General features: G+C 62.7%; 25 protein-coding genes and 4 pseudogenes. 20 read left to right on the top strand and 9 right to left on the bottom strand.

Annotated features, from left to right (window positions below):
- Positions 1–26: 26 nt before the first annotated feature.
- From H9L15_RS00530 to H9L15_RS00520, 3 genes are all read left to right on the top strand, one after another.
- A complete protein-coding gene (locus H9L15_RS00530; protein ID WP_187714815.1) occupies positions 27–380 on the top strand; it encodes a hypothetical protein in 354 nt (117 codons plus the stop codon).
- 32 nt (positions 381–412) lie between these two features.
- Complete coding sequence (locus tag H9L15_RS00525; RefSeq protein ID WP_187714814.1) at positions 413–1,768, top strand: putative bifunctional diguanylate cyclase/phosphodiesterase; 1,356 nt, start codon at positions 413–415, stop codon at positions 1,766–1,768.
- A gap of 256 nt (positions 1,769–2,024) precedes the next feature.
- On the top strand, positions 2,025–3,269 hold the full coding sequence (locus tag H9L15_RS00520) for a L,D-transpeptidase family protein (RefSeq protein WP_187714813.1): 1,245 nt from the start codon (positions 2,025–2,027) through the stop codon (positions 3,267–3,269).
- Between the two features lie 35 nt (positions 3,270–3,304).
- Here the strand turns inward: H9L15_RS00520 and H9L15_RS00515 are convergent, their stop codons facing one another.
- The 4 genes from H9L15_RS00515 to H9L15_RS00500 all read right to left on the bottom strand — a co-directional run bounded on the left by H9L15_RS00515 (position 3,305) and on the right by H9L15_RS00500 (position 6,608).
- Positions 3,305–4,198 carry an outer membrane protein gene (locus tag H9L15_RS00515; RefSeq protein ID WP_187714812.1) on the bottom strand — a complete coding sequence of 298 codons (894 nt, stop codon included), beginning with the start codon at positions 4,196–4,198 and terminating at the stop codon, positions 3,305–3,307.
- A gap of 114 nt (positions 4,199–4,312) precedes the next feature.
- Positions 4,313–5,506, bottom strand: coding sequence for a CCA tRNA nucleotidyltransferase (locus H9L15_RS00510; protein ID WP_187714811.1), 1,194 nt, complete (start codon positions 5,504–5,506; stop codon positions 4,313–4,315).
- Positions 5,497–6,078 carry a CoA pyrophosphatase gene (locus tag H9L15_RS00505; protein ID WP_223276359.1) on the bottom strand — a complete coding sequence of 194 codons (582 nt, stop codon included), beginning with the start codon at positions 6,076–6,078 and terminating at the stop codon, positions 5,497–5,499. Before H9L15_RS00505 ends, H9L15_RS00510 begins: the two co-directional genes overlap by 10 nt.
- Positions 6,075–6,608, bottom strand: coding sequence for a DUF1285 domain-containing protein (locus tag H9L15_RS00500; protein WP_223276358.1), 534 nt, complete (start codon positions 6,606–6,608; stop codon positions 6,075–6,077). Before H9L15_RS00500 ends, H9L15_RS00505 begins: the two co-directional genes overlap by 4 nt.
- Positions 6,609–6,694: 86 nt before the next feature.
- Here H9L15_RS00500 and H9L15_RS00495 point away from each other — a divergent pair, with 86 nt between their 5' ends.
- The 8 genes and pseudogenes from H9L15_RS00495 to folP all read left to right on the top strand — a co-directional run bounded on the left by H9L15_RS00495 (position 6,695) and on the right by folP (position 12,246).
- Complete coding sequence (locus tag H9L15_RS00495; protein ID WP_187714809.1) at positions 6,695–7,432, top strand: SDR family oxidoreductase; 738 nt, start codon at positions 6,695–6,697, stop codon at positions 7,430–7,432.
- A gap of 86 nt (positions 7,433–7,518) precedes the next feature.
- Positions 7,519–7,863, top strand: coding sequence for a dihydroneopterin aldolase (locus tag H9L15_RS00490; RefSeq protein WP_262984997.1), 345 nt, complete (start codon positions 7,519–7,521; stop codon positions 7,861–7,863).
- A gap of 440 nt (positions 7,864–8,303) precedes the next feature.
- Positions 8,304–8,684, top strand: a complete 381-nt coding sequence (locus H9L15_RS19270; protein ID WP_317617552.1) for an energy transducer TonB — start codon at positions 8,304–8,306, stop codon at positions 8,682–8,684.
- 51 nt (positions 8,685–8,735) lie between these two features.
- Entirely contained in the window at positions 8,736–9,545 is an 810-nt protein-coding gene (locus H9L15_RS00480; RefSeq protein WP_187714807.1) for a MotA/TolQ/ExbB proton channel family protein, read from the top strand.
- An 83-nt stretch (positions 9,546–9,628) separates the two neighbouring features.
- Positions 9,629–10,155, top strand: a pseudogene (locus tag H9L15_RS00475) (ExbD/TolR family protein).
- Positions 10,133–10,564: an ExbD/TolR family protein gene (locus H9L15_RS00470; protein ID WP_395622951.1), complete on the top strand. Its 432-nt coding sequence runs from the start codon at positions 10,133–10,135 to the stop codon at positions 10,562–10,564. Before H9L15_RS00475 ends, H9L15_RS00470 begins: the two are co-directional and overlap by 23 nt.
- Before the next feature lie 129 nt (positions 10,565–10,693).
- Complete coding sequence (locus tag H9L15_RS00465; protein WP_187714806.1) at positions 10,694–11,110, top strand: ExbD/TolR family protein; 417 nt, start codon at positions 10,694–10,696, stop codon at positions 11,108–11,110.
- 56 nt (positions 11,111–11,166) lie between these two features.
- Positions 11,167–12,246 (top strand): dihydropteroate synthase, encoded by a 1,080-nt coding sequence (folP, locus tag H9L15_RS00460; RefSeq protein WP_187714805.1) that lies wholly within the window; start codon positions 11,167–11,169, stop codon positions 12,244–12,246.
- Between the two features lie 50 nt (positions 12,247–12,296).
- On the opposite strand, the gene H9L15_RS00455 is transcribed toward folP, so the two are convergent.
- Both H9L15_RS00455 and H9L15_RS00450 read right to left on the bottom strand, forming a co-directional pair.
- Complete coding sequence (locus H9L15_RS00455; protein ID WP_223276357.1) at positions 12,297–12,992, bottom strand: phosphodiester glycosidase family protein; 696 nt, start codon at positions 12,990–12,992, stop codon at positions 12,297–12,299.
- Between the two features lie 17 nt (positions 12,993–13,009).
- Positions 13,010–14,446 carry a sigma-54-dependent transcriptional regulator gene (locus tag H9L15_RS00450; protein ID WP_187714804.1) on the bottom strand — a complete coding sequence of 479 codons (1,437 nt, stop codon included), beginning with the start codon at positions 14,444–14,446 and terminating at the stop codon, positions 13,010–13,012.
- A gap of 122 nt (positions 14,447–14,568) precedes the next feature.
- Here H9L15_RS00450 and H9L15_RS00445 point away from each other — a divergent pair, with 122 nt between their 5' ends.
- The 4 genes and pseudogenes from H9L15_RS00445 to H9L15_RS18275 all read left to right on the top strand — a co-directional run bounded on the left by H9L15_RS00445 (position 14,569) and on the right by H9L15_RS18275 (position 16,982).
- Entirely contained in the window at positions 14,569–14,718 is a 150-nt protein-coding gene (locus tag H9L15_RS00445; RefSeq protein WP_223276356.1) for an aa3-type cytochrome c oxidase subunit IV, read from the top strand.
- A 14-nt stretch (positions 14,719–14,732) separates the two neighbouring features.
- Entirely contained in the window at positions 14,733–15,866 is a 1,134-nt protein-coding gene (locus H9L15_RS00440; protein ID WP_187714803.1) for a Re/Si-specific NAD(P)(+) transhydrogenase subunit alpha, read from the top strand.
- A pseudogene (locus H9L15_RS19965) lies at positions 15,863–16,201 on the top strand (FAD-dependent oxidoreductase); the annotation flags it as partial. The gene H9L15_RS00440 and the pseudogene H9L15_RS19965, both read left to right, overlap by 4 nt.
- A 154-nt stretch (positions 16,202–16,355) precedes the next feature.
- The gene (locus tag H9L15_RS18275) at positions 16,356–16,982 is read left to right on the top strand and encodes an NAD(P)/FAD-dependent oxidoreductase (protein WP_187715724.1); all 627 of its coding nucleotides are present in this window, start codon (positions 16,356–16,358) and stop codon (positions 16,980–16,982) included.
- Here H9L15_RS18275 and H9L15_RS00420 read toward each other — a convergent pair.
- The 3 genes and pseudogenes from H9L15_RS00420 to H9L15_RS00410 form a co-directional block, all read right to left on the bottom strand.
- Positions 16,956–17,437: pseudogene (locus H9L15_RS00420) on the bottom strand (YbaK/EbsC family protein). The gene H9L15_RS18275 and the pseudogene H9L15_RS00420 sit on opposite strands and share 27 nt — an antisense overlap.
- Complete coding sequence (locus H9L15_RS00415; RefSeq protein ID WP_187714802.1) at positions 17,434–17,856, bottom strand: secondary thiamine-phosphate synthase enzyme YjbQ; 423 nt, start codon at positions 17,854–17,856, stop codon at positions 17,434–17,436. The pseudogene H9L15_RS00420 and the gene H9L15_RS00415 overlap by 4 nt, the downstream one beginning before the upstream one ends.
- Positions 17,857–18,334: 478 nt before the next feature.
- On the bottom strand, positions 18,335–20,554 hold the full coding sequence (locus H9L15_RS00410; protein WP_187714801.1) for an EAL domain-containing protein: 2,220 nt from the start codon (positions 20,552–20,554) through the stop codon (positions 18,335–18,337).
- Between the two features lie 278 nt (positions 20,555–20,832).
- Here H9L15_RS00410 and H9L15_RS00405 point away from each other — a divergent pair, with 278 nt between their 5' ends.
- The 5 genes and pseudogenes from H9L15_RS00405 to H9L15_RS00390 all read left to right on the top strand — a co-directional run bounded on the left by H9L15_RS00405 (position 20,833) and on the right by H9L15_RS00390 (position 25,059).
- Positions 20,833–21,114: an NAD(P) transhydrogenase subunit alpha gene (locus H9L15_RS00405; protein ID WP_187714800.1), complete on the top strand. Its 282-nt coding sequence runs from the start codon at positions 20,833–20,835 to the stop codon at positions 21,112–21,114.
- A 3-nt stretch (positions 21,115–21,117) separates the two neighbouring features.
- Positions 21,118–22,583, top strand: a pseudogene (locus tag H9L15_RS00400) (NAD(P)(+) transhydrogenase (Re/Si-specific) subunit beta).
- Between the two features lie 152 nt (positions 22,584–22,735).
- Positions 22,736–22,975 carry an aspartate/glutamate racemase family protein gene (locus H9L15_RS16455; protein ID WP_223276355.1) on the top strand — a complete coding sequence of 80 codons (240 nt, stop codon included), beginning with the start codon at positions 22,736–22,738 and terminating at the stop codon, positions 22,973–22,975.
- Complete coding sequence (locus H9L15_RS00395; RefSeq protein WP_223276354.1) at positions 22,969–23,451, top strand: aspartate/glutamate racemase family protein; 483 nt, start codon at positions 22,969–22,971, stop codon at positions 23,449–23,451. The genes H9L15_RS16455 and H9L15_RS00395 overlap by 7 nt, the downstream gene beginning before the upstream one ends.
- A gap of 162 nt (positions 23,452–23,613) precedes the next feature.
- Complete coding sequence (locus H9L15_RS00390) at positions 23,614–25,059, top strand: tetratricopeptide repeat protein (RefSeq protein ID WP_187714799.1); 1,446 nt, start codon at positions 23,614–23,616, stop codon at positions 25,057–25,059.
- Positions 25,060–25,068: the final 9 nt, after the last annotated feature.

The raw sequence follows: 25,068 nt of genomic DNA, 5'->3' as shown, positions 1-25,068 counted from the left end.
TAACCTAGCGGCTGTAAACCGGCGTCATGCAGGCTGCCGTTAACCGCCAGCTGAACGACGTTTCCGTTCAGCAGGGGGCAAAATCACATGACCATATCGGCCCTGCGATGGCCGACGATGCAGCCTTGCTTGGCGCGCTGCCCATCGCCGCAGCGATCATCGGTAGCTCTTCTGAGGGCGCCAAGGTCCTCTCCTTCAACGAACGCTTCCGCGATACGATCGAGCTCTCGACCTGCACGGCACTTAACTGGGACGACGCGGCCTGCCTGAAGGAAGGCAAGATTGCCGACGCGCTCAATTCCTATTTCTCCGGCTCCGGTCCGGACGGCGAGCTCGATTTTCGCGACGGCGAAGGGTCTCCGCGCGCTACTTCCGTTTGAAGCTCGCACCGTTGCCGCTCGGAGATCAGGGCATGGCGCGCTGCCTCCTGAGCCTTGTCGATCGCACGGTTGAAGCGCAGGCCGAACGCACGCTCCGCGCGGAGATGCTTCGCGACAGCCTGACCGGCCTTCCCAATCGACTGTCGTTCACGGAGAAGATCGAGCAGCTGGACCAGAGCGCATCCGGCGACATCCAGCACGCCGTGCTCATCGTCGATATGCTGCGCTTCTCGCGAATCAACGAGAGCATGGGCAGTCTTGCCGGCGACGAGCTTCTCATCACCTTCGCGCGCCGCCTGATGTCGGCACTCCGCGGTGGCGACGTACTGGCCCGGACCGGCGGGAACGAGTTCGGCGTCCTCGTCAGCCTGCGGCGCGGCAAGACGGACGCTTTGGCCGCGGCCGAGCGCATCCAGGAGGTGCTCGCCGCGCCATTCAAGCTTTCCGACCTCGAAATCCGGGTCGAATGCGCAATCGGCTTGGCCCTGATGACGGGCGGGCAGGACGCGGAAGAACTGTTCCGCAATGCCCAGTTCGCAGTGAAGCAGGCAAAGCAGGCGGGTAAGCCTCAAGTCTACGAACCGCAGCGGGCTAGCGAAGCCCGCCGCCGTTTTTCCATTGAGACCGAGCTTCGCCGGGCGCTCGATAAGGACCAGCTCAAGCTCTTCTATCAGCCGCTGATCGATCTGAAATCCGGCGAAGTTGCCGGCTTTGAGGCGCTCGCCCGCTGGGAACACGAGGATCGCGGCGAAATCAGCCCGACCGAGTTCATTCCGGTTGCCGAGGAGTCCGGTCTCATCCTGCAGCTCGGCCGCTGGGCCATGCACAGGGCCGCCGACACGCTCGCAGAATGGGACCGTAAGGCCGGTGAACCGCTGCCGTGCTACGTGGGCGTCAACCTTTCCGCCATTCAGGTCGCTCGCGACGATATCGCAGCCGTTGTTTCGAGCGCCCTGAAGTCGAGCGGTTTGACGGGCGACCGCCTCACCCTGGAGCTCACCGAGAGTTCGATTGTCCAGGATCCGGCCCGCGCAACGAGGGTGTTCGACGCCCTGAAGTCGCTCGAAGCGACGGTTGCGATGGACGACTTTGGGACCGGCTATTCGAGCCTCGCCTACCTTCAGCGTCTGCCGATCGATGTTCTCAAGATCGACCGCAGTTTCGTGACCGGCATGATGATCGACCCGGACAGCGTTGCGATCGTCCGGGCGGTCCTCAGTCTTGCCGACGCGCTTGGAATGTCCACCACAGCGGAGGGCATCGAGACCGTGGAGCTCGCGACCACGCTAGCCACACTCGGGTGTGCAAGCGGTCAAGGCTTCTACTTCGCCAAGCCGCTCGAAGCCGAAGCCGCGCTTGAGTATTGGAAGTCCCGCAAACGCCTTTGACCGGCCTCGCGAAGGCCCGCCTTACGCAAGTCCTTGTGAAAACTGTGTTCTCGACCACACATTTCGGGCTTGGAAGCCCTACGGGTCGTCCCTAGGTTGAACCTCTGCGGTCGTACGGGCATTGTTCAGCCAGAGCTGGGTAGAGGGACAACGTGAGCATTCATCATCTGAAGACGATCGCCATGGCATCGGTCATGGCGCTAAGCGGACCAGCAACGGCAGTTGCAGCGGAGCAGGGCCCGTTCCCGCCGCGAGTGTGCAGGCGATTAGCCTGCCGAGTGCCGGCTCGGTCGCGGCCTTGTACAATCAGTACAAGCTCAAGCCGATCTGGTTCAAGAACGGCGCGCCAACGGTCGCAGCTACGCAGCTGACCCAGATTCTGCGGCGTGCTCCGCTCGACGGTCTTGGCAGTGGTCCCCAGCTGGCCGATCAGATCGACGCGGCAGTGGCGGGCGCGACAAACCCGACCGCAATTTCGCAGGCCGAGCAGCTGATGTCGTCGGCGTGGGTGCTATATGTTCAGACGATCCGGCGTCCGACCTCCGGCATGGTCTACGCTTACGACGTGCTCAAGCCCCAGGGCACCCGACCCGATCAGATCCTGCTCGGTGCGTCGTCCGCGCCCTCGCTTGAGGCGCATGTCAGCTCCGTCGCCGCGGTGAATCCAATTTATTCGAGCATCCGGGATGCCGAATGGAAGCGGATGCAGGCGACCGGCAGCTCTACTCCGGACCCCCGGGTTGTGGCGAACCTGGACCGAGTCCGGTCGATCCCTTCGAAGGGCCGCTTCATACTGGTGGACTCCGCTTCGCAGCGCTTGTTCATGTACGAGAACGGCATCCCCGTGGATTCGATGAAAGTGGTGGTCGGGATGCCGACCATGCCGACTCCGCTGATTTCGAGCGTGATGTATTACGTGACTTTCAATCCGCAGTGGAACGCGCCTGTGCACCTCGTGAAGGGCCCGATTGCCACGAAGACGCTTGCGGGCGGAATGAAGTACTTCGATCACATGGGGTACGAAGTCATGGCGGACTGGACCGCGAACTCCGCGGTTCTTCCCGCAGATTCGGTCGACTGGAAAGCCGTGTCCACAGGCAAGGCGCCTCCTCCGCGCATCAGGCAAAAGCCTGGCAAAGACAATTTCATGGGGCTGCTGAAGTTCACCTTCCCGAACTCGCAGGATATCTACCTTCACGACACTCCCGCGAAGGAGAAGTTCAAGCTTGCCTCGCGCGACGTTTCCAACGGCTGTGTCCGCCTGGAAGACGCGCAGCGCTTCGGCCGCTGGTTGCTTGGTCGTGAACCCGTTGCACCGGGCACCGATCCGGAGATCCCGGTGCAGATGCCGCAGGGTGTGCCGATCGTGATCACATACATCACAGCCCAGCCATCCGCGGACGGTAGCAGCCTAACGTTCGCGAAGGACATCTACGGCTGGGACAAGCCCGGAGCGCAGATTGCCTCGTCTTACGTGAGCCCGGTCGCAGCCGCACGCTAGCCTGACTCAGCGGGGCGCTTCCCCCGCAAGCTGCGTCAATTCGCTGCGCAGGCAAAGAAAAAGCCGGCCCGGGTGTTCCCGGACCGGCTCTTTTCTTGTGTGCCGGTGATTAACCGCGCTCTGGCGCCGGCGGCGGCGGCGGAGGCGGAGGCGGCGGAGCCGGGCAGGCTTCGGTCGCCAAGATCACCGAACCGTCCGGGCACGTCTGCGTCGCCGGAGGCGGCGGAGGCGGCGGGGCGGCGGCGGAGGGGTGGCGGCGGCGGCGGCGAATAGAAGTTATACGTCAGCGTCGCCAGCAGGCTGTGCGAGCGCCAGCGTCCTTCCAGGGACTCCGTGCCATCGCTGAACTTCATGCGTGCGGTGTTCATGAACCGATAGCGCACACCGGCGTCGATGTTGGCGCTGACCGGGAACTTAAGGCCGGCGAGGACCTGCCAGGCAACGCCCGAGTCCTTATCGTCGACCGATCCGCCACCGGCTGCAGTGGCATCGAGATCGACGCTAGCGAAACCGACACCGGCACCGACGTAGCCGCCGAGACCATTGTCGTCACCGAAGTCGAGCAAGAGGTTGCCCATTGCGGACAGCACGCTGGCGTGTCCGTCAGCGTCCTGAATGCAGTTCGTGATCGTCGAGCAGAGCGGCGCGTCAAGAACGACCTCGTTCACACCTGCGCGCTTGTACGACAGATCGACTTCCGTACGGATCATGCCGAAGTCGTAACCACCGTAGAGACCGAGGTCCCAGCCGGTGTTGTAATCGACGGCAACCGTGTCGGTGAAGCTGTTTACGCCGTCGTCGTAATCGAGCTTGGTGTCTTCGGCGAGCATCGGCCCGAGCTCGACACCCACATAGCCGGAGCCATCGCGAGCAACTGCCGGCGAGGCAATTGCAGCGGCAGCAACCGCGGCAAGTAGAATATTACGCATGTAAGGACCCCTCTTTGGTCAAGTGCGGTTATCCCGCTCATGCATCGGATTAATTCCGTATTCAACATCGCGACCGTTCTCGGTCACGTGTGTTGTAATTGCGCCACGCCAAGATCAGGGAAGTGCGGAGCGGATCGCGTCATTGACGATGGTGTCGAACCCGCTGTCCTTAGGAAAGCCGCTCGCAACCCAGCGCTCCTCGATTGCTCGCAAAGCCTTTGCCACGGCGGGACCGGGCGTCAGCCCGCGCTCGATCAGCCCGCCGCCGCTGATCGGCAGCCGTGGCGCTCGCCATACCGCGATTTCCGCTGCTGCTTCTGGCTGGCCATTCAGGAGAAGCCGGTCGACCGCGGGCTCCGTCCCTGAGAAATAGGCGAGCGCCATGGCGTTCTCTTCACCGCCTCCGCCCGCCGCAAATCCAAGACGCTTCCGCGCCTTGTTCGACAGCTTCAGCCTTGCAGCAACCCGTTCTGCGGAGGCAGCGTCCCGAGGGAGGAGCGAGGCGAGCCGCCGCAGCGGATCACCCTCGATCCCGGCGGCTCGCTCTCCCTCCACGAGGGCACGGAGTCGACCGATCGCGCCTGGCTGAATCTCCGGCAGGACGGGCAGAAGGATTGACCGATCCAGCATGACCGCAACCGTCGGCGCCGGATCGGCAACCGAGAGAAGTTTCAGCAACTCATCGGCAATTCGCTCGCGGGACAACGCCATGAGGTCGTTTGCGCGCGTCTCGCACGCGTCAAGCGCCGCTGTGTCCATCTCGCCTTGGCCGAAGCGGGCGTGGAAGCGAAAGTAGCGCAGGATTCGCAGGTGATCCTCGGCAATCCGTTCGAGCGGGTCGCCAATAAAACGCACGCGCCGCGCAAGCAGGTCGTCCTTGCCACCGAAATAGTCATGCACTTGGCCGGTATTCGGATCGGCTGACAGAGCGTTGATCGTGAAGTCTCGCCTCGCCGCATCTTCCTGCCAATCGTCCGTGAAGGCGACTGTCGCACGGCGGCCGTCGGTGGAAACGTCCTTGCGCAAGGTCGTAACCTCGAACGCATGACCATTGCTGATCGCGGTGATCGTCCCGTGCTCGATTCCGGTCGGGACCGCACGAATCTTGGCCGATTCCAGGCGCGAGATGACCTCGTCGGGCCTCAGCTTCGTAGCAAGGTCGACGTCGTTGACCGGGATGCCGAGCAGTTGGTCGCGTACCGCGCCACCGACATAGCGGGTTTGCCCCTCGCTGGCGCCGAGAGCGTCGAGCAGCCGAGCGGCGCCTCGCAGCCGGCGCCACTTCGGTGCGTCGATGCTCAGTTCCATTGGATCCTTCGCGACAAATTCACGAGCATCGCGGCGGTCGCCCCCCATATTCTCCGGCCGTTCCACAGGATCTCGTAGTAGTGGCGCTCGCGCCCTTGGAACAGCGCGCTCTTTCGCTGCTGGTTCGCCGGATCGAGAACGAATTCAAGCGGAGCTTCGAACCAGTCGGCGACTTCCTCCTCGTGCGGCGACAAGGCCTGGTCCGGCCTGACGACCGCCAGCACTGGCGAAACCCTGTAACCAGTAATCGTACGGTAAGGATCGATCTCGCCCACTACCTCCGCTGCCGCGGGATCGAGGCCGAGCTCTTCCCAAGCCTCCCGAAGGGCCGCAGCAGTGGCGTCTTCGCCAGGATCGAGCCGTCCCCCTGGGAAAGCCACTTGGCCGGCGTGGGTACGCATGTTCTCGCGCCGCACAGTCAGGATCAGTCCCGGTTCAGCTCGATCGGTAATGCCAACGAGCACGGCGGCCGGAACATCGGCGGTCCCGGCCTGCTCAACGAGATCGCCTGTCAGCAATGGTCCCGCAGGCTCGTCGTCGAGCATCCTGCGCAGGCGGTGAGCGAGGTTCACGCGTCCTCGGCGACTTCGAGAGCGAAGAATGCGCCATTGCTCCACACGCCCGGCGGATCATGCTCCTCGGACAAAGCGATTCCCGCCAGCTCGTAGTAGATGGACCGCGAAAGCTCGGCCTCCAGCCCATGTCGGACCAGGACGCGGGGCGAGGGGCCGCGGACGGTATCGACCATTGTGAGAGGATGGACCGGCCCGAGCATCACTGCGTCGCCGCTGTCCAGCTTCAAGGCAATTTGCCGATCGCTTCCCGTGCCGTCGCTCTGCATTTCGATGGCCCTGAAAGCGGTCCCTTCGACGTCGATCTCAAGCTTTTCGACCGGTGTGACAAGGACATGACTTCCATTCGATTCGCGCCTCAAGACCGATGAGAAGAGCCGAACCATGGCCGGCCGATTGATTGGGCTGCCCTGATGATACCAGGTGCCGTCGCGAGCGATGCGCATCTCGCTGTGACCGCAAAGCTCCGGATCCCATTGGTCTACGGGCGGCAAACGGCGCTCGTCGATCATTCGCTGAAGATCGGACATGCTGACGCCTTGCAACTCCAGTGATGGACGGCTTTCGGGCATCGGACGTCATTGCTTCCCCGCGCGCGCGATGACAACAGGCTCCAATGAGCGAGTTTCAACGCACAGCGATCGTTACCGGCGCGGGCAAGCGCGTTGGCGCGATAGTTGCTGCCGAGCTGCTGAGGGATGGCTGGTCCGTAATCGCGCACGTCCACCATGTGGATGACGATGCTCCGGCAGGCTCGACGAAGGTCGTCGCCGAACTCCAGGATGCTTCGTGCGCCGAGGAAATATTCGCGATCGCCGAAAGACTCCCTCCGGTCGCCTTGCTCGTAAATAATGCGTCACGTTTTGCGCCCGATAGTCTTGGCGCGTTCTCACAGGCCGAACTCGATGCGCACATGGCGGTCAATCTCCGTGCTCCGATCCTGCTCACCGAAGAGTTTGCGCGGCGGCATAGCTCGGGAATGGACGGCTTGATCATCAACGTGCTCGACTCCAAGCTGGTCGCGCCCAACCCGGATTTTCTCAGCTACACATTGTCGAAGCAGGCGCTTGCAGGATTTACCGATCTGGCCGCGAGGGCGCTTGCGCCGCAGGGAATCCGCGTCAACGGAATCGCGCCCGCCTTGATGCTTCGCTCGCCAGGCCAGAGCGAGCAAAATTTCGCGCGCATGCATGACCGCAACCCGCTCGGCCGGGGCGTCGAGCCGGAAGACGTTGTCTCGACTATTCGATATCTGGTGTCGGCGCGTTCCGTGACCGGAGAGATTATAGTGATCGACGGCGGTCAGCGCTTCTCGCCGCCGCAACGTGACGTGCAATTCCTGGAGGATGAATGAGCGACGCTCTCCCGATACTGACGGGAATGGTCCCGGAAAACCTGCGGCCGCGAAGCGCGCGAATATTCCTCGATTCGCTGGACGTGATGGCGGACATTGGATTCCACGAATTCGAAATCGGTGTTCCGCAACGATTGTCCGTTACGGTGGAAATCTGGCTCGACCATATTCCGCCCGCCGACTGCGATGATCCAGCGTTCGCGTGGGATTATGATTTCATCCGCGAACAGGTCGAAACGCTCGCGAAGGCGAGACGGTACAACCTCCAGGAATCGCTCGCTCACGCCATTTATGACCGAATCGCGGGCCTTCGCGGCGTCCGTGCGTTGCGCGTGCTCACCGCAAAACCTGATATTTACCCCGATGCCAAAGCGGTCGGCGTTGAATTAGCTTCTTTCAAGGGCTGCGTACCCGATGTCGCCACAATGTAACTTGGCTGGAACAAAATCGATTGCGCGGCACTTGGAGCGAATATAAGGAGGCGCGCTTGCTGCTGATGTAACCATAGTACATGAGTAGCTCCCTTCCTCAGGCCCTGCGCAGGGTGACGCGTGGCCTGAACCAGTGGATTGCGGTGTCGAGGAGAATTGCGCGTTAATGTCATACGCCCAACACAAAGAGCTTAGTGGCAACCGTACGGTCGCGATCGTGATTGTCGCTTTGCTTCACGCAGCGCTCGGCTATGCGATCGTTACGGGCCTTGCCTACAACGTCATCAAGAAAGCCGCCGAGGATCTGAAGACCTTCGACGTCGAGGAGGAGCCGCCGCCCCCGAGGAGCCGCCGCCCCGCCGCCGGATCAGCCGGAAACGCCGCCGCAGGTCGTTGCGCCGCCGCCGCTGGTTCGCACCAACGTTGCTCCGCCGCCGATCGTGCAGACGGTTCAACAGGCCCCGCCGCCGGTGATCACGCCGACCGCGCCTCCGGCGCCTCCGGCGCCGCCGGCTCCAGCCGTGGTGACCAAGGCGTCGAGCGTGAAGGGCAACCTTCAGGGCTTGATCAGCGGTGACGACTATCCGGCCGACGCGCAGCGTAACGACGAGCAGGGTTCTGTTCGAGTGAACTTGGCGATCGGGACGGATGGACGTGTGACGAACTGCAGCGTTACGAAGTCCAGCGGCTCACGTTCGCTCGACAGCGCGACATGTCGCATTCTGAAGAGCCGCGCACGGTTCACGCCTGCAAAGCTCAGCAACGGTCAGGCGACCACCGATAATTTCCCGCAGACAATTACCTGGCGTCTCGAGGGCTAAGCCCAGCAACGTCGAACTGAACTGAATTTTTCGAGAGGAAAGTAGACGGATATGTCAATTCTCGCACTTACCGCGGCAGCCGCTGCGGCCCCGGCAGCAGCCGCGGGCGAAAACCCCTACGGCCTTTTCCAGGCCCTTGAGCAGGGTGGTATCATCGCATGGTCGGTGTTCATCATCCTGGTCGGTATGTCGATCTTCTCATTCTACATCCTGTTCACCAAGCTGATGCAGCAGCAGAAGATCATCGCCCAGGGCCGCAAGGTCCGCGCGTCCTTCTGGAACTCGCCGAACCTTCGTGAGGCTTCCCAGAAGCTGGAGTCGCGCAGCGCCTATCGCGCAATCGTCGACGATGCGCTGGTCGCCCAGGAGCAGCACGACAAGCTGACCGACCCCATCGACCGCCACGACTGGATGGGCAACAGCCTCGCCCGCAGCCAGGGTGCGATCGGCGCCCGTCTCGGCGAAGGCCTGGCCTTCCTCGCGACCGTCGGTTCGACCGCTCCGTTCATCGGTCTGTTCGGTACCGTTATCGGCATCTACCGCGCGCTGATTAAGATCGGTGCGTCGGGTCAGGCATCGATCGACGTCGTCGCCGGCCCGGTCGGTGAAGCGCTCATCATGACCGCTCTCGGCCTCGTCGTCGCCGTTCCGGCCGTGCTTGCCTACAACTGGCTCGTTCGCCGCAACAAGTCGATCATGGAGGACCTCGCGGCCTTCACGAACGACCTCCACGGCTACCTGATGTCCGAAGGTCGCGTGAAGCCGCGCATCGGCGGTCCGGCTCCGAAGGCCGACGCTGCTCGCGCTGCCGCTCCGGCTGCTCGCACGCAGGAGCCGACGCGTCCGACCACGAACGCGTAACCCGTTTGCGGAAATCCGTGTCGGGCGATCCGTCCCCGGCACGGAATCCGTGACGACATTGAACTGAAGAAGGCCAAAACCGTATGGCAATGGGTGTTTCACAGGACGGCGACGAAGACGTCCCCATGTCGGACATCAACGTGACTCCGCTCGTCGACGTCATGCTCGTGCTTCTGATCATCTTCCTGATCGCGGTTCCGGTCGTGTTGCAGACGGTTCCGGTCTCGCTTCCGAAGGTCCGCTACGAAGCGACCACGACGAAGCCGGAGAACGTCAACCTCTCGGTCAAGGCCGGCCCGGTGGCGAGTGCGAGGTTTACTGGAACCTGACCAAGGTCGATTCAAAGGAGCTGCTGGACCGCGCGGTCAAGAAGCTTGAGGACACGATCACCGCTGTCGGCGGCGTCGACAACATCACCGAGGAGAACATGCCGGAAGCGCATATCCGCGGTGACATCAACACGCCCTACCGCTGCATTGGCGGCGCGGTGTTCACGATGCAGCGTGCAGGCTTCGCTCGCGTCGGCTTCATTTCGGAGCCGCCGGCGGCCAGGTCACGACGCGCCTGTAATTTAGGAGCTTATCGCCATGGCGATGCAAACCACCAGTGACAACACCAGTGGCGAGCCCATGATGGACATCAACATGACGCCGTTGATCGACGTCATGCTCGTGCTTCTCATCATGTTCATCATCACGATCCCGATCCAGACGCACGCGGTGAAGCTCGACCTTCCCGTCGATCAGACGAACACCCCGCCGCCGCCGATCGACCCCGTCAAGAACAAGGTCGTCATCACGGCAGGTGGTGAAATTCTCTGGAACGGCGGCCCGGTCAACCAGCAGCAGCTGCGCCAGTACCTGGAGCTTTCGCAGCAGATCCAGCCGATCCCGGAACTGCACCTGCAGCCGGAACCGGATGCCCGCTACGAGCTCGTCGACGAAGTGCTCGCGATCACCAAGCGCGCCCACGTCGAGAAGATGGGGTTCGTCGGCAACGAAGCCTACATGAACTTCTAAGCGGGAATATCCGTATTCCTCTTAAGGGCGGTCCTTCGGGGCCGCCCTTTCTCGTTGGCGATTTCCGACCGCTGTCTTGACGCCCGATATCTGGTATGAGATGTTGTAACATCCAAAGAGGAGGTGTGCATGGCCATTTCCGCTGCGTCCAGCTCCGCCCCGATGGGCGAGATCAACATGACTCCGCTGATCGACGTCATGCTCGTCCTGCTCGTGATGTTCATCATCACCATTCCACTCCAGACCCATGCGGTGAAACTCGATCTTCCAAGGGATTGCTCGACTTGCGGGACGATCGACAATCTCAAGAACAAGGTCGTTATCACCCAGGACGGGCAGATCGTCTGGAATGGAACGCCCGTCACTCTGGATGGACTGAAGTACAATCTCATCCGTATGACGAGCATCGATCCGCAGCCTGAGCTGCACGTCCAGCCTGACCCGACAGCGCGCTACGAGGTCGTCAACGATGTCTTCGTCGCGGCAAAGAGGGCGGACGTGAGGCGCCTCGGGTTCGTCGGCAATGAGGCTTATCGCAGCTTCTGACGCCGTCGCGCGGGCGGGGGCTTGAACAAGGTCACCGCGCGGGACACTACCGCGACATGGCAACCCGCACCCTCATTCGCCCGACCGGTTTCGTCGACGCTCCCTTCGGCTACGACGGAAAGGTCGCGCGCCTCGCGGGCGGCATGACCTTCTTCGCCTCGGTGGAACTACTTCACATTGACGGCAATCGCCGCGCCTCGACCGAACTTCTCTCGGTGGAAGCGCTGGAATCTCGGCTCGACGACAGCCTCGCGCCGCAGTGGCACGTCTTGACCGGCAGCCGCGCCGCGCTGCAGCTGGGCGAGCGCATCGTTCGGCTCGACCAGCCGCAGGTCATGGCGATCCTCAACGTCACTCCTGACAGCTTTTCCGACGGCGGTCGCTTCGGCGATCCGATGACGGCAGTCGAAGCCGGCGTTCGAATGGCCAGCGAAGGTGCTGCAATCCTCGACGTGGGCGGCGAATCTACGCGTCCCGGCGCGCAATCCGTCTGGGCGCAGGACGAGATCGAACGCGTTCGTCCGGTCATAGAGCGCCTTTCCGCGGGCGGTTCAGCTGTGTCCGTCGACACCCGCAAGAGTGAGGTCATGACCGCGGCGCTGCAGGCCGGCGCACGGCTTGTGAATGACGTCTCCGCATTGACCTTCGATCCGCGCTCCGCGGAGGTGGTCAGCGCCGCGGGCGCCCCCGTCATCCTGATGCACCATCTGGGTCCGCCGGAAACGATGCAACAGGACCCGCGCTACGATGACGTCCTCGTGGAAGTTTACCTGTGGCTCGAAGAGCGCATCGCAGCGGCCGAAGCTGCCGGCATCGAGAAATCTCGCATCCTGATCGACCCCGGTTTTGGCTTCGGCAAAACCGTCGCTCACAACCTAGAGCTTATGAACGGCCTCGCGTTGTTCCATTCGCTCGGCTGCGCGCTGGTCGTTGGCGCCAGCCGCAAGCGGACGATTGGCGCCCTGTCGAACGAAGCGCCGGCTGACGAACGCCTCGGCGGGAGTCTTGCGTTCGCACTGAAGGCGGTGGAGCAGGGCGCTCAAATTCTCCGGGTCCATGACATTCCGGAGACGATTCAGGCACTGCGGGTCTGGCGCGGCTTGCGCGACCAGGCGCTCACCCCGCGGATGGCCTAAGCAGCGCTACGTGGCCTTGTAGACAACGATCATGGGACCGAGCGGCTTGGTCAGGTCCCTTCGCCCGACGGCCGGATCCCACAGCGCGCTGACCGCACCGTCCAGGAAGAGCGCATTCGGGTTTTCAGATCGTCACGGAAGAAGCGAGCGAGCTTGCCAAACGATACCGGCCCGTCGCTGATGACGAAAATCGCTCGTCCGTCCGCACCGACGCCGACAGCGTTGCGGACATAGCGGGACGTGCCGTCAGCATCGAAAGCCGGGTGCAGCTTGCCGTGGATAACCAGCATCGGTCCAGATTGCGTCGCGAGCCGGATGGCGGGTGAGGGCGTCCATTGATCACTCGCAACGACTGCGGAGCGTCCGTCGTTGAAGACCTGGAAGACGCCGTTGGGCATCAGGTGAAAATTGCCTCCGCCCTTGCGCCGGTTGATCGGATGCTTCTGCACACCATCGGCAATGGCCAATCCGATCGGGCGACCGCCTTCGTCGTACATCCCGGCATTCATCGCGAACGCAACGCCGCGAGCACGCGGTCCAAGGCTGGCTTCCAACTCGGCAAGACGGCGCACCGGCTGCTCCGAAGGCCCGGCTGCGACCAGCTCGATGGTACCGCCAGCAGGGTCGCACACCGTAAAGCGGCTTTCTTCGAACACTTTTGAATGACAGGCTGACTGCTCCTCAGGCGTAGAAGCGTCCGGCTTGGAGCACGCCGTGATCAGCAGAAAGAGAAAGAAAGCTCGCACGCGGCGAGGCTAGAGCATCAGGCGGCGGTGTCGATGCCGATGTCGCTGAGCTTGCGATAGAGCGTGGAGCGGCCAATGCCGAGGCGGCGAGCGACTTCGGTCATCCGCCCGCGATAATGGCCGATGGCCAGGCGAATGATGTCGGCTTCGATCTCTTCGAGAGTCCGAAGGTGCCCCTCGCTGGTGAAAAGGGTCACGCCATTGCCGGCGCTCATGGCCGCTTCGCTAGATTGCGCACTGATGTTGGTCGCGAAGTCGCTCTTGCGATTGGTGAACCGCGACTGCGAGGCAATGTGCGGGAAATCTTCGGCCGTCAGTCCGCCGCGATCGCACTGCAGCCCAGCGCGGAACAGCACGCTGGCAAGCTGGCGGACGTTGCCCGGCCAGCCGTAGCGCATCAACACTGCCAAGGCGTCGTTGCCGATCGACAGCGGCGGCAACAGTTCCTGCTCGGCGAAACGCTGGAGCAGGTGCCGCGCGAGCATGGGGATGTCGCCGCTGCGTTCCCGCAGGGGCGGCAGATTGACGACAGTCGTGCAGACCCGCTCGCCAAGCATCTGATTGAAGCTTTCGGGTAGCGGCGCGCTCGATGTCGCAATTAGGCGGATGTCGATCGACGAACTTCCGTTGCAGCCCACCGGGCGGACTTCGCCGGTCGCGAGGACGCGATCGAGCGTCTCCTGCGTCGAATGGGGGAGCGCGGCAATCTCGTCGAGTACCAGCGTGCCCATGTCCGCTTCCAGCATCCGGCCCGACTTCTCTGAAAACGCACCGGGAAACGCACCTTTGACGTGACCGAACAATTCGCTGTCGACCACATTTGCCGGCACAGCCTTGCAATCGACGATGACGAACGGCCCGCGCGAGCGGAGGCTTGCAGCATGGATCGCGCGAGCGACAGTTTCCTTGCCCGTTCCGGGTTCACCGACGATGAGAATCGGCAGCCGATTGCGCGCTGCTTTCGCGGCAACGGCGAGTGCGGCGCGATATTCGGGAGCCGCACCAATCAACTGTTCGAGCGACAGCTCCGGGGACAGCTTTTCAGAAACCGGAATCAGCTCGCCTGCAGGCTTACGGCGGTCTCCATTGGCTGCGAGCGCTTCGACCAGCCGCTCGGGAGCCACGGGGCGCGATAGGAAATCGGTCGCTCCGGCACGCATTGCGGCGACGGCCTCGGCCACGGAATCGCTCTTGGCGACGACGATGACCGGCAGGTTGGAACGGCGTTCGCGAAGGGCAGCAATGCTCGCCGCACCGCTCTCTTCGTCCCAGTTTGCGATCAGCGCAGCCTGCACCTCACGGCCATGAGGCCCTTGAAGCAGGCTGACCGCCATTTCGGTGCAGTCGGCGCCAACGGTGATCCAACCCGCGCGTGTGGCTACGGCGGACACGAGGCGGCGCTCGGCCGGATCGGCCTCCACAACCAGCAGGGATTTCGTTTCTTGTTCGCGCATGATCTTCCAAGGGCAACCCTACGTCGAAAGGAGTAAATGCCGACTTAAGACTTCGGGGTTGGGGCCAGCGAATGCCCTTGTTATGGAACGGCTCAACGCATTCTCATCAAAAGGGGAGAGACATGGCCCACGACGAGCCGCTTCTGGATAATCCGCCGACCCAGGAAATGGCGCATCACGTTCGCGACTATGAGGGATTCATCCGGCTCTTTAAGTGGGGCGCGATCATTTGCCTGATTATCGCGTTCCTCGTCATCCAGATCATCACCTAAGGGCGCTGGCGAGGATGAAGATCGCCGTCGTTCGGGAAACCGCTCCCGGGGAAACCCGCGTCGCCGCGTCGCCGGAAACTGTCAAGAAGCTGACGGCCCTCGGCGCGCAGCTTGCTGTGGAAGCGGGGGCGGGCGAAGCCGCTTCAATCTCGGACGCGGATTTTGAGCAGGCCGGTGCAACAGTCGCCACTTGTGCCAAGGTCCTCGACGGCGCCGATGCGATCCTCTGCATTAACGGCCCGGACGCGGCATCGCTCAAGGGGGCCAAGGCCGGCGCCTTGCTGATCGGAGCGCTCGACCCCCTGCGCCGCCGCAAAGCCGTGGATGCTTATGGGTCTGCGGGCCTCGATGCACTGGCGATGGAATGGATGCCGCGCATCACCCGCGCCCAATCGATGGACATCCTCTCGTCTCAATCGAACCTCGCCGGTTACAAGGCGGTCGTCGATGCCGCTTCGGCGTACGGCCGTGCCTTTCCGATGATGATGACGGCGGCAGGCACGATTAGCGCCGCCCGCGTCTTCGTCATGGGCGTCGGTGTGGCCGGTCTTCAGGCGATCGCGACCGCGCGCCGCCTCGGCGCCCAGGTCAGCGCGACCGACGTGCGTTCCGCAACCAGGGAGCAGATCCAGTCGCTCGGCGCGAAGCCGATCTTCGTTGAGAATGTTGCCGGTATCGAAGGCGAGGGTAGCGGCGGCTACGCCACGGAAATGTCCGAGGACTATCAGAAGGCGCAGGCGGAGCTGGTCTCAAGCCATATCGCTAAGCAGGACATCGTCATCACAACGGCCCTCATCCCCGGTCGTCCCGCGCCGCGGCTGATCAGCGACGCTCAGCTTGCCACCATGCGGGCGGGCAGCGTCGTGGTCGATCTCGCCGCCGATGCCGGAGGCAACGTCGAAGGCTGTGTCCCGGGTGAGAATGTCGTGAAGCATGGGGTCACGATCATCGGCGCTTCGAACTTGGCGCGGAGCCTTGCGGCGGATTCGTCGGCCCTGTTCGCGCGCAACCTTTTCAACTTCCTCTCGGCCTTCTGGGACAAGGACCAGGGCAAGCTCGTGCTTCCGGATGATGACGAGATCGTCAAAGCCATCCGCCTGACACAGGGTGGCAGGGTCGTGAACGAGAGGCTCACGAGCGTCAGTTGAGATCGAGCGACATCATCGTCATCGGCGGTGGCGTTGCCGGGCTCTCGGCCGCGGCCGCTTTATCCCGAAACGCCAAAGTCACCGTTCTCGAAGCGGAGGAGGCGGTCGGCTACCACTCTTCCGGGCGCAGCGCGACGATGCTGCACTACGCACTCGGCGATCCGCACGTTCGTGCGCTGACGCTCTCAAGCCGGACCTTCTTCGAAGATCCGCAGCCCGGCTTCACCGACGCTCCGCTCGGCCACCGAATGCCTGTGCTCGTCCACGCACGAGAAGATGAACTGGGTGAACTCGACGCCCTGACCGAGGCGATTGCGCCGTTCGCCGCTCTTGAACGCGTCGGCGAGACCGGGATCGGCGAACTCTGCCCGCGATCCGCACGGGTGAAGGCGGTGCTGTTGCAGCTCTCGTTGACCACGACGGGATCCGGCTCGACACCCACGCCCTGCTGCAGGGCACGTCCATGCGCTTCGGGCCAATGGCGGCGAGCTGGTCCTCGGCGCCCCGGCGGCGAATCTTCGTCGCGATGGCGGGCACTGGACCCTTATGACCGCGCGCGGCGATGCCTTTGCCGCGCCACTGATCGTCAACGCGGCGGGCGCCTGGGCGGATACACTCGCCATGGCGGCAGGGCTCGACCCGATCGGCCTGGCTCCACTGCGCCGGACCATCATCACCTTCGACGGCCCGGCGGGCGTCGACACTGCGGGCTGGCCCTTTGCCAAGACCGTTGGGGACGCCTTGTACTTTGCGCCCGAATCCGGCCGCCTGTTCGCCTCCCCCATGGACGAAGTGCCAACGGAGCCCTGCGACGCTCAGCCCGACGAATACGAGGTTGCCCTCGCGGCACACCGGGTCGAGGAGCGGACCACGATGCAGGTTGGCCGCATTCACAGCCGTTGGGCGGGGCTGAGGACCTTCGCGCCCGACCGCCACCTCGTTGCCGGCTTCGACCCTCGTTCCGAGGGCTTCTTCTGGCTGGCCGGGCAGGGCGGTTACGGTCTCCAGACATCGCCGATAATGGCCAAAGTCGCGGAATCTCTGATTGCGGGGACGCCATGGCCAATCGGAGCTGTCACGCCCGATGAGCTAAGTCCCGTCCGTTTCCTCGGATAGGCGGGTCAGGTCGACCCACCTGTCGCCGACCAGCTCGAAAAGCCGCTCCGTCTCCACCCGCACCGACGTGTTGAGCGAGCCTCCGGCCGGATACACCACGTCGAACGCCTTCAGCGACAGATCGAGATAGACCGGCAGATCCGTCGCAAGGCCGAACGGACACACCCCGCCGACTGGATGCCCGGTCAGCGCGAACGTTTCCTCGACGCCGAGCATCCGCGGGCGGGCGCCGAACTCGGCCTTGGACTTCGCATTGTCGAGGCGCGCATTCCCCTCGCGACCAGAAGGAACGTCTGCTCGCCAGCCCGGACCGCAAGCGTCTTCGCAATCCGGCCGGGTTCGACGCCCAGTGCCTTGGCCGCCGTGTCCACCGTCGCCGTGCTCTCCTCGACCCCGATCAGCGGAAGCTCGGGCGCATGTTGCGCGAGCCAGGCGCGGACGGACTCCAGGCTCATTCGCCCACCAGGTGAAGCGCGATCTCGCGGCGGGAGGGCTCGCGGCGATGCTCGAACAGATAGATGCCCTGCCAGGTGCCGAGCGCCGTTCGGCGGCCACGGACCGGGATCGACAGCTGGGTTGAGGTCAAAGCTGCGCGCAAATGCGCGGGCATGTCGTCGGAGCCCTCGTCATTGTGCGTGTATAGCGAGTGATCTTCGGGAGCGATGCGCGCGAAATAGGCTTCTAGATCGCGTCTGGCGGCAGGCGCGGCATTTTCCTGGATCAGCAGCGAAGCAGACGTGTGACGGCAGAAGAGGGTCAGCAATCCATCGCCAATCGACTGCTCGCGAACCCAGGATTCCACGTCCTTGCTGATGTCGTGAAGGCCCGGGAGAGGAGCGATGACATGGAGTGCGCCAAGTGACTGTCGAAGCATGAAGCGCGTCTAATCCGGCAATCTACCGGATTCCAGCGACTCGGAATGGTTAAGGCTTACGGCCGATTCGCGCCCCGGCTCACAGCCCCCAAACACCTCGGAATCGGCATGCGCCGAGAACCCTTACCCGAGATCCAAAGCGGTACGGGAACCAGACGCACGAAAGCACCCGCAATCATGCAGGCGCTTAGCATGCTCTTGAATTCACAAAAGAAAACGGCCGCCAGAGGCGACCGTTAACTGTTAGCCCTGGGCGCCCGTGTTGCCGGTGCCGCCACCAAGGAGCCAGGTCCAGAAACCGACCTTGGTCTGAGTTGCCTTCTTCATATCCTACCCCTGTGCTTCGAACTTTGATTCGGCAGATGAGGAGGACATTAACCTTAATAGAAATGGTTAGCAACTCGTTAACCTTTATTAACGCGCACGCGTTACTTGGGCGCAACTTGGCACCCTGCAAACTATTCGAATCTGGAGTGGTTCAGGCTACGCTGGAGCGGCGGTCGTTCGACAGTCTCTTGACGAGGCTGTCCATGCTCATCGGCCTGCCGATGATATATCCCTGGGCAACATCGCAGCCCATGTCGACCAGTGCGTCGAGTACCGTCTGATGCTCCACGCCTTCCGCGACCACCTTGCGACCGAGTGAGTGGGCAAGGGCGATGGTCGACTGAACCATCACGAGGTCACTGCGGTTATCGAGCATCGACTTCACGAAGCTTTGATCGATCTTGATCTCGCTTGCAGGGATCTTCTTCAAGTATTCGAGCGTCGACAGCCCGGTGCCGTAGTCGTCGATTGCAATGGTGATGCCGAGGTCACGCAGCGAGGCCAGCATGTCGAGCGCCGGACCGCTGCTTCCAAGCTCGGCGGTCTCTGTCAGCTCCAGCGTCAGCAACTCGGCCGGCAGCTTGTGCCGTGCAAGCATGGCCCCAAGTCGAAGAACAAGTCCTTTGTCACTCAGCAGGCGCGCGGAAAGATTGACGGCGATGCCGAAGCCAGGATGCTTTCGGTTCACGTTCGCGGCGGCGGAAATCGATTGCTCCAGGATGAAGTCGGTAAGCTTGCCGATGCGGTCGTGCTGTTCGGCCGCGGACACGAATTCGGTGGCTGAGATCGGACCCTTTTCGGGGTGCGTCCAGCGCGCCAGCGCTTCCGCTCCAACGACCTTGCGCGTGCGCAGGTCGAACTTCGGTTGGTAGGCGACCCAAACCTCGCCCTTGTCGACGGCGTCGTCGAGCTGGCTGAGCATGGACAGCTTCCAGGACGCGTCCTCGAGCGTCTCGGGATCGTGGTACTTCCACTTGAGGCCATCGTGCGCGGCTTCGTCGGCAGCGACGAGCGCGCTCGCCAGGCGATTGGTCAGCGAACGTCCGCTTCCGAGCTCGATCCCGAAGCTGACCGCAAGGTCGATGGACATACCATCGACCCGCGCCGGATTGCGGAAAAGTGTGTGAAGCGCCTCAATGTGATTTGCGAACGGCGCCTGCGAATCTTCGAACCAGGCGAAGATGCCGCCATCACCCTCGTAGAGCGTGCGCTGCGGTGAGCCGACGCGTAGCCGCGAAACGATCTGATCGACGAGCAGTCGCTCCTGTTCTGGCGGCAACGCCGCAGAGATTTCGGCGTAGTTCAGGACCCTCGCTGCAATCAGGGCTTGCTCGCGGCCGGCTTTGTTCGCGCGCAGGGCGCTCAGATTCGGAAGACCGGAGACCGTGTTGACCAGACCGCGCTGGCGCCAACGCTGCCAAGTCAAGGCCGTGGCGACGATCATCAGGGAGAACAGTCCGGGCGTTATCTCGACCGTAATGAGGTAAGTCTCGAGAACGGCAGGTACCGAGAGGAATGCCGAAGTCGCCGCCACAAGGATCAGGTTCGATTGAATTGCTGACCGGCGGGTGGCTGCGGCCCAGGCAGCTGCCAGGGCCAGAAGCAGGGCAGGGATCCACCCGTAGGAAACGGGATTGCCGGATTTCAGCGTCTCGGCGCCAATGATCTGGACATAGGCGCCACCCATCTTCGCGGCGCCAGGGATGTAATACTGGTCGATGCCCTCGGCCGTTGTTCCAATGACGACATCCTTGCCCTTGATCGCCTCGGGCTTCGTACGCCCCGCCAGGAGATCCGCGGCGGAAATCAGCGGAATGCTTTTCGGGTCGATCGAATAATCCGGGGTGAAAGTCTTCCCGACCGGTCCCTTGGCATTCGCCAGCTTGGCTGCGTAAGTTTCGATGTCACGGCCCGCGATTGTCCTCGCGTAGTCCAGGCTCCAGACGGTATTCTGATAATCATATTCAACGCCGATCAGCCCAAGGTCCGCATGCTTGCTGGCGATCGTTGGCGTCAGGAACTCCTTGTCGGCATAGCCCACATTCGACTTTGCACTTACCGGAATGGTGACGTTGCCGGCCTTCGCAAGTGCCTTGGTGAACTGCACGTCGTCCGCGGGATTGCTTTGCCCATTGAACTGAATGTCAAAGAAAATTCGTTTTGCGCCCGCTTCGGCCAGTCGGTTGGTGAGGTTTGCATGCTGGCTCCGCGGCCAGGGCCAACGGCCGACCTTCCGGATGGAGCGCTCGTCGATGGCGACGAGCACGATATCTCCGCTGGCGTCATGTGTGTGAAGGCGATTGCGGGCGACCCGGAGGATATGCTCGACCGGTTCGCCGAAGCTGATCAGGCCGAACACGAGCGAGGCCACCGCTGTCCACAACAGCAGTTTCCAGTGGGATCCTTCTCCCTTCTGAGACCTTCGCAAGCGCACCGAGCACTTTTCCTTCAGCCTTGGTGCTGCCGGTTTGCCGCATAAAGGTTATCAAATCGGAAACCGTAACGCGGTTAACAGCGGAAAATCTCGCTCGCTTTGTGACTGTCCTACAGCCCTGAATTGTGCATTGTGCGCTCGGCGATGAACACTGGCGCTGTGGCCAAACCACGTGCGTTAGTGCGAACATTGGGAACATTCGAGCCGAGGCGCTGATGGACTTTATCTCGATCCTGTCGATTTTCGTGCTGGCCTGTTTTGTCGGCTATTATGTGGTCTGGTCGGTCACCCCCGCGCTCCACACGCCGCTGATGAGCGTCACGAACGCGATTTCCTCAGTGATCATCGTCGGTGCTCTGATCGCAGCCGCGGCCGCGGGCAGCGCTTCATCGAAGTGGTTGGGCCTAGTCGCGGTTGCGCTCGCCAGCGTGAACATCTTCGGTGGCTTCGCAGTCACCGCGAGAATGCTCGCGATGTACAAGAAGAAGGAGCGTTAGAGCGTGGAGGCCGCACACGCCACTCCCGCCTGGGTGCTTCTCGCCTATCTCATCTCCGGCGTTTGCTTCATCCTCGCGCTAAGAGGGCTGTCGAGCCCGGAAAGCAGCCGCAGAGGTAATCGCGCAGGAATGATCGGCATGCTGATCGCGGTGGTCACGACGATTGTCGTTCATGCGCCCCGCATAAGCGGTACAGCTCCTGACGAGTATCTGCACAATCTAAACGTCGATTGGGCCGTCGCAGGCCAGATTCTTGCGGCTGTGATGGTAGGGGCGCGATCGGTCTCGTAACCGCCCGGAAGATCCAGATGACGGCGATGCCGCAGTTGGTGGCGGCGTTTCACAGCCTTGTCGGCATGGCGGCAGTGCTCGTCGGTGCCGCGGCATTCCTGAACCCTTCAGCATTCGGCATCGTTGATTCTGCGGGTGCCATCCTCGGGCCAAGTCGTATCGAGATGATCCTCGGCGTGGCCATTGGCGCCATCACCTTCTCCGGCTCGGTGATCGCCTTCCTCAAGCTCAATGGAAATATGAGCGGGAAGCCGATCCTCCTTCCCGCGCGGCACTGGATCAATCTCGCCATCGTCGTGGCGATTGCCTTCTTCTCGTTTGGCTTCTGGCATTCGCAATCGCCGATGGATTTCTGGCTGGTGATGGCGCTTGCCTTCGCCATCGGTTTCCTTCTGATCGTTCCCATCGGCGGCGCCGATATGCCCGTCGTGATCTCGATGCTGAACAGCTATTCGGGTTGGGCCGCGGCGGCGATGGGCTTCACGCTCCACAACAGTGCGATGATCATCACCGGTGCGCTCGTCGGCAGTTCGGGCGCGATTCTCAGCTACATCATGTGCCGTGCGATGAACCGCAGCTTCATCTCGGTCATCGCCGGCGGCTTCGGCGGGGATTCTGCGGCGGCTGGCGGCGGCGAAGTCATCGACCGTCCGTACAAGCGGGGTTCGGCCGAGGACGCGGCTTTCCTGATGAGCCAGGCCGACCAGGTCATCATCGTTCCGGGCTACGGCATGGCCGTCAGCCAGGCGCAGCATGCGCTCCGTGAGATGGCGGACCTGCTCAAGGAGCAGGGTGTTCGCGTCAAATACGCCATCCACCCGGTCGCGGGCCGTATGCCCGGCCACATGAACGTTCTGCTGGCCGAGGCCAACGTGCCTTACGACGAGGTGTTCGAATTGGAGGACATCAACAGCGAGTTCGCCCAGACCGATGTCGCCTTCGTTATCGGCGCCAACGACGTCACCAATCCGGCGGCGAAGACGGATAAGAGCTCGCCGATCTACGGCATGCCGGTTCTCGACGTGGAAAAGGCCCGCACGGTACTGTTCGTGAAGCGCTCGATGGGCGGCGTCGGTTATGCCGGCGTCGACAATGAGCTGTTCTACCGCGACAACACGATGATGCTGCTCGCCGACGCCAAGAAGATGGTGGAAGAGATCGTCAAGAACATCGGCTGACTCGCGGCAAGAACTGCTGGCCGCACCCCGATTAATTTTCCGGTAAATCAGTAATTTACGTCTTGCCAAGCTTGGTTTTCCGACGGCAAATCGTCAACGGGAGCCAGGTGTCGCGTCTGCTCCATTCAAGATAGTGGGGAAGGGCAGCGGCTTTGCGCAAGCTGGGAATCATCGGCGGGACGAGCTGGTCGTCGACCGCATTATATTACAATCACATCAACCGCGCGGTCGCCCAGCGGCTCGGCGGCTTCCACAGTGCGAGGCTGGTGCTTGAAAGCGTCGACTTTGCGGACCTGATCGCGCTCGAGGATGCTAACGATTGGGACGGCGTCGCCAAGCTCAACATCGACGCTGCACAACGCCTCCAGGCAGCCGGCGCCGAGGCATGCTGATGGCCTGCAACACGACACACAAGGTTTATGACGCCGTCGCCGCAAACGTCGACATTCCGGTGTTGCACATCGCCGATCCGACCGGCGATAGGCTCGCGGCGGATCGCATCGGGCGCGTCGCCTTGCTCGGCACGCGCTTCACCATGACAGAGCCATACGTCCGCAGTCGCCTTGAATCGCGCGGCATCGATCTCGTTACGATCGATCCCGCGTGGATCGCCGAAGTTGACCGGATTATCTTTGAGGAACTTGCCCGAGGACGCGTGGTCCGCGACAGTCAGCGCAAGCTCAAGACGCTGATGACCGAGCTCGCCAAGCACAAGGCTCAGGCCGTCGTCCTCGGCTGCACCGAGCTGGCGCTCGCCGTCGACACGCGCGCCAACGTCCTTCCGGTCTACGACACCGCTGCCATTCACGCCCGTGCGGCGGTCGAATGGATGCTCGAGGAAGCGGAGCAAGCGCGCGCCGCCGCTTAGGCGATTTGCCCTTCGGTCGGTCGGCAACTAGCCTGCGATCTAAAGGGGGCGCCGATGCGAATAATTCTGCTTGCAGGCGCGGCATTGCTTATTGCCGCGTCTCCTGGTCTTGCTCAGCACGAGCACGCGGCGTCCTCGACGAATTCCGCAAGAGTCGGCTCGGTGAAGATGAAAAACGAGGGCAATGCCGCTGCGCAGGCGCCTTTTCTCCGCGGCCTCGCGCTGCTCCACAACTTTGAGTATTCGTCCGCGGAGGAAGCATTTCGCGCGGCCCAGGCTGCCGATCCTGATTTCGTGCTCGCCTATTGGGGCGAAGCGATGACTTACAACCACCCGCTCTGGGCCGAACAGGATGCGGCGGCGGCGCGCGCGGTACTCACGCGCCTTGGTCCAACGCCCGCCGCTCGCAAGGCAAAGGCGAGGAGCCCTCGCGAAGCGCAGTGGCTCGACGCGGTCGAGGCCTTGTACGGCAACGGTTCCAAATACGAGCGGGACTTCGCCTACGCCGACAGGATGAAGGTCGTGTTCGACGCCGACCCGAACGACATCGACGCGCGATCCTTCTACGCTTTGTCGATCATGGGCACGGCCCATAACGGGCGCGACATCGGGCTCTATATGCAGGCCGCGGCCTTGCTCGAGGAGGCCTTTCCAGCTCACCCCGATCACCCCGGCGTCGTTCATTACCTGATCCACACGTACGATGACCCGGCCCATGCGCCGCTCGGAGAACGTGCGGCCAGCCGATATGCGCTCGTTGCGCCCGATGCAGGTCATGCCCAGCACATGGTGTCGCACATCTATTTGGCCCTTGGACGTTGGCCGCAAGTCGAACTTGCCAACCGGCAGGCGATGGCGGTCGTCAACGGCCAGCGCGCGGCGCAAGGGAAGCCCGCGACGTCGTGCGGGCACTACAATGAATGGCTCGCCTACGCGCTCGACCAGCAGGGTAAGGACAGCCAGACGCTGGTCGATGCGTGCAAGGCGGAAGCGTTGGGCGATCAGTCGTCCGTCGCCGACAAGTCGGTTCTAGGTGGTTCTCGGAACCTGATCACCAACTGGGCGCAGATCGCCACGCGCCACGGTGTGGATACCGGTCGCTGGCCAGCTACCGCTTTGCCAGTCGGCGATAAACTGGCGGTTGCACGGTTCACGCTGGCCTATGCGGACCTGCTTGCTGCAAGAAGATCGCCTGCTCGGGCCGAAACTGCGCTGGGAAAAATGAAGGCCCAGCGAGAGTCCATCGCCGCCGCGATCAAGACAGAATGGCCCGACGACGACGAATCGCTACCGTGGTTCGACCGCGCAATCGCCCAAGGCGAGGCCGCCGTCGCGCTCTCGCGAGGCGAGCGCGAGAAAGGTCTGCGGCTCCTACGCGAAGCCGCTGCTGCCGAATCCCGATTGCCGGTTCCGTTCGGGCCGCCAGTACTTGCCAAGCCAAGCGCCGAAATGCTCGGAGAGGAGCTCCTCGCCGACGGCAGGAAAGCCGAGGCCGCAGCGGCGTTCAGCAGAGCGCTCGAGGCCGCGCCGAACCGCAGGCTGTCGGTGCAAGGGCTTGCCACCGCGTCCGCCAACGATGCCCTCGCAAGCGGAGAGGTCACGCACTAAGTCGGAAAC

The organism is Sphingomonas daechungensis (assembly GCF_014489495.1).
Taxonomy (GTDB): Bacteria; Pseudomonadota; Alphaproteobacteria; order Sphingomonadales; family Sphingomonadaceae; genus Sphingomicrobium; species Sphingomicrobium daechungense.
Note: the sequence above shows the minus strand (reverse complement) of the source record. Positions and strands in the feature narration are given on the sequence as shown.

Coding starts and splice junctions, on each gene's coding strand:
- H9L15_RS00415 (WP_187714802.1), bottom strand. CDS start 17,856: ATGCTTCGACAGTCACTTGGCGCACTCCATGTCATCGCTCCTCTCCCG.
- H9L15_RS00470 (WP_395622951.1), top strand. CDS start 10,133: ATGGCGATGCAAACCACCAGTGACAACACCAGTGGCGAGCCCATGATG.
- H9L15_RS00490 (WP_262984997.1), top strand. CDS start 7,519: ATGGCGGACATTGGATTCCACGAATTCGAAATCGGTGTTCCGCAACGA.
- folP (WP_187714805.1), top strand. CDS start 11,167: ATGGCAACCCGCACCCTCATTCGCCCGACCGGTTTCGTCGACGCTCCC.
- H9L15_RS00395 (WP_223276354.1), top strand. CDS start 22,969: ATGCTGATGGCCTGCAACACGACACACAAGGTTTATGACGCCGTCGCC.
- H9L15_RS00510 (WP_187714811.1), bottom strand. CDS start 5,506: ATGGAACTGAGCATCGACGCACCGAAGTGGCGCCGGCTGCGAGGCGCC.
- H9L15_RS00525 (WP_187714814.1), top strand. CDS start 413: ATGGCGCGCTGCCTCCTGAGCCTTGTCGATCGCACGGTTGAAGCGCAG.
- H9L15_RS00440 (WP_187714803.1), top strand. CDS start 14,733: ATGAAGATCGCCGTCGTTCGGGAAACCGCTCCCGGGGAAACCCGCGTC.
- H9L15_RS00480 (WP_187714807.1), top strand. CDS start 8,736: ATGTCAATTCTCGCACTTACCGCGGCAGCCGCTGCGGCCCCGGCAGCA.
- H9L15_RS00450 (WP_187714804.1), bottom strand. CDS start 14,446: ATGCGCGAACAAGAAACGAAATCCCTGCTGGTTGTGGAGGCCGATCCG.
- H9L15_RS00495 (WP_187714809.1), top strand. CDS start 6,695: ATGAGCGAGTTTCAACGCACAGCGATCGTTACCGGCGCGGGCAAGCGC.
- H9L15_RS00530 (WP_187714815.1), top strand. CDS start 27: ATGCAGGCTGCCGTTAACCGCCAGCTGAACGACGTTTCCGTTCAGCAG.
- H9L15_RS00515 (WP_187714812.1), bottom strand. CDS start 4,198: ATGCGTAATATTCTACTTGCCGCGGTTGCTGCCGCTGCAATTGCCTCG.
- H9L15_RS00405 (WP_187714800.1), top strand. CDS start 20,833: ATGGACTTTATCTCGATCCTGTCGATTTTCGTGCTGGCCTGTTTTGTC.
- H9L15_RS00500 (WP_223276358.1), bottom strand. CDS start 6,608: ATGTCCGATCTTCAGCGAATGATCGACGAGCGCCGTTTGCCGCCCGTA.
- H9L15_RS00465 (WP_187714806.1), top strand. CDS start 10,694: ATGGCCATTTCCGCTGCGTCCAGCTCCGCCCCGATGGGCGAGATCAAC.
- H9L15_RS00445 (WP_223276356.1), top strand. CDS start 14,569: ATGGCCCACGACGAGCCGCTTCTGGATAATCCGCCGACCCAGGAAATG.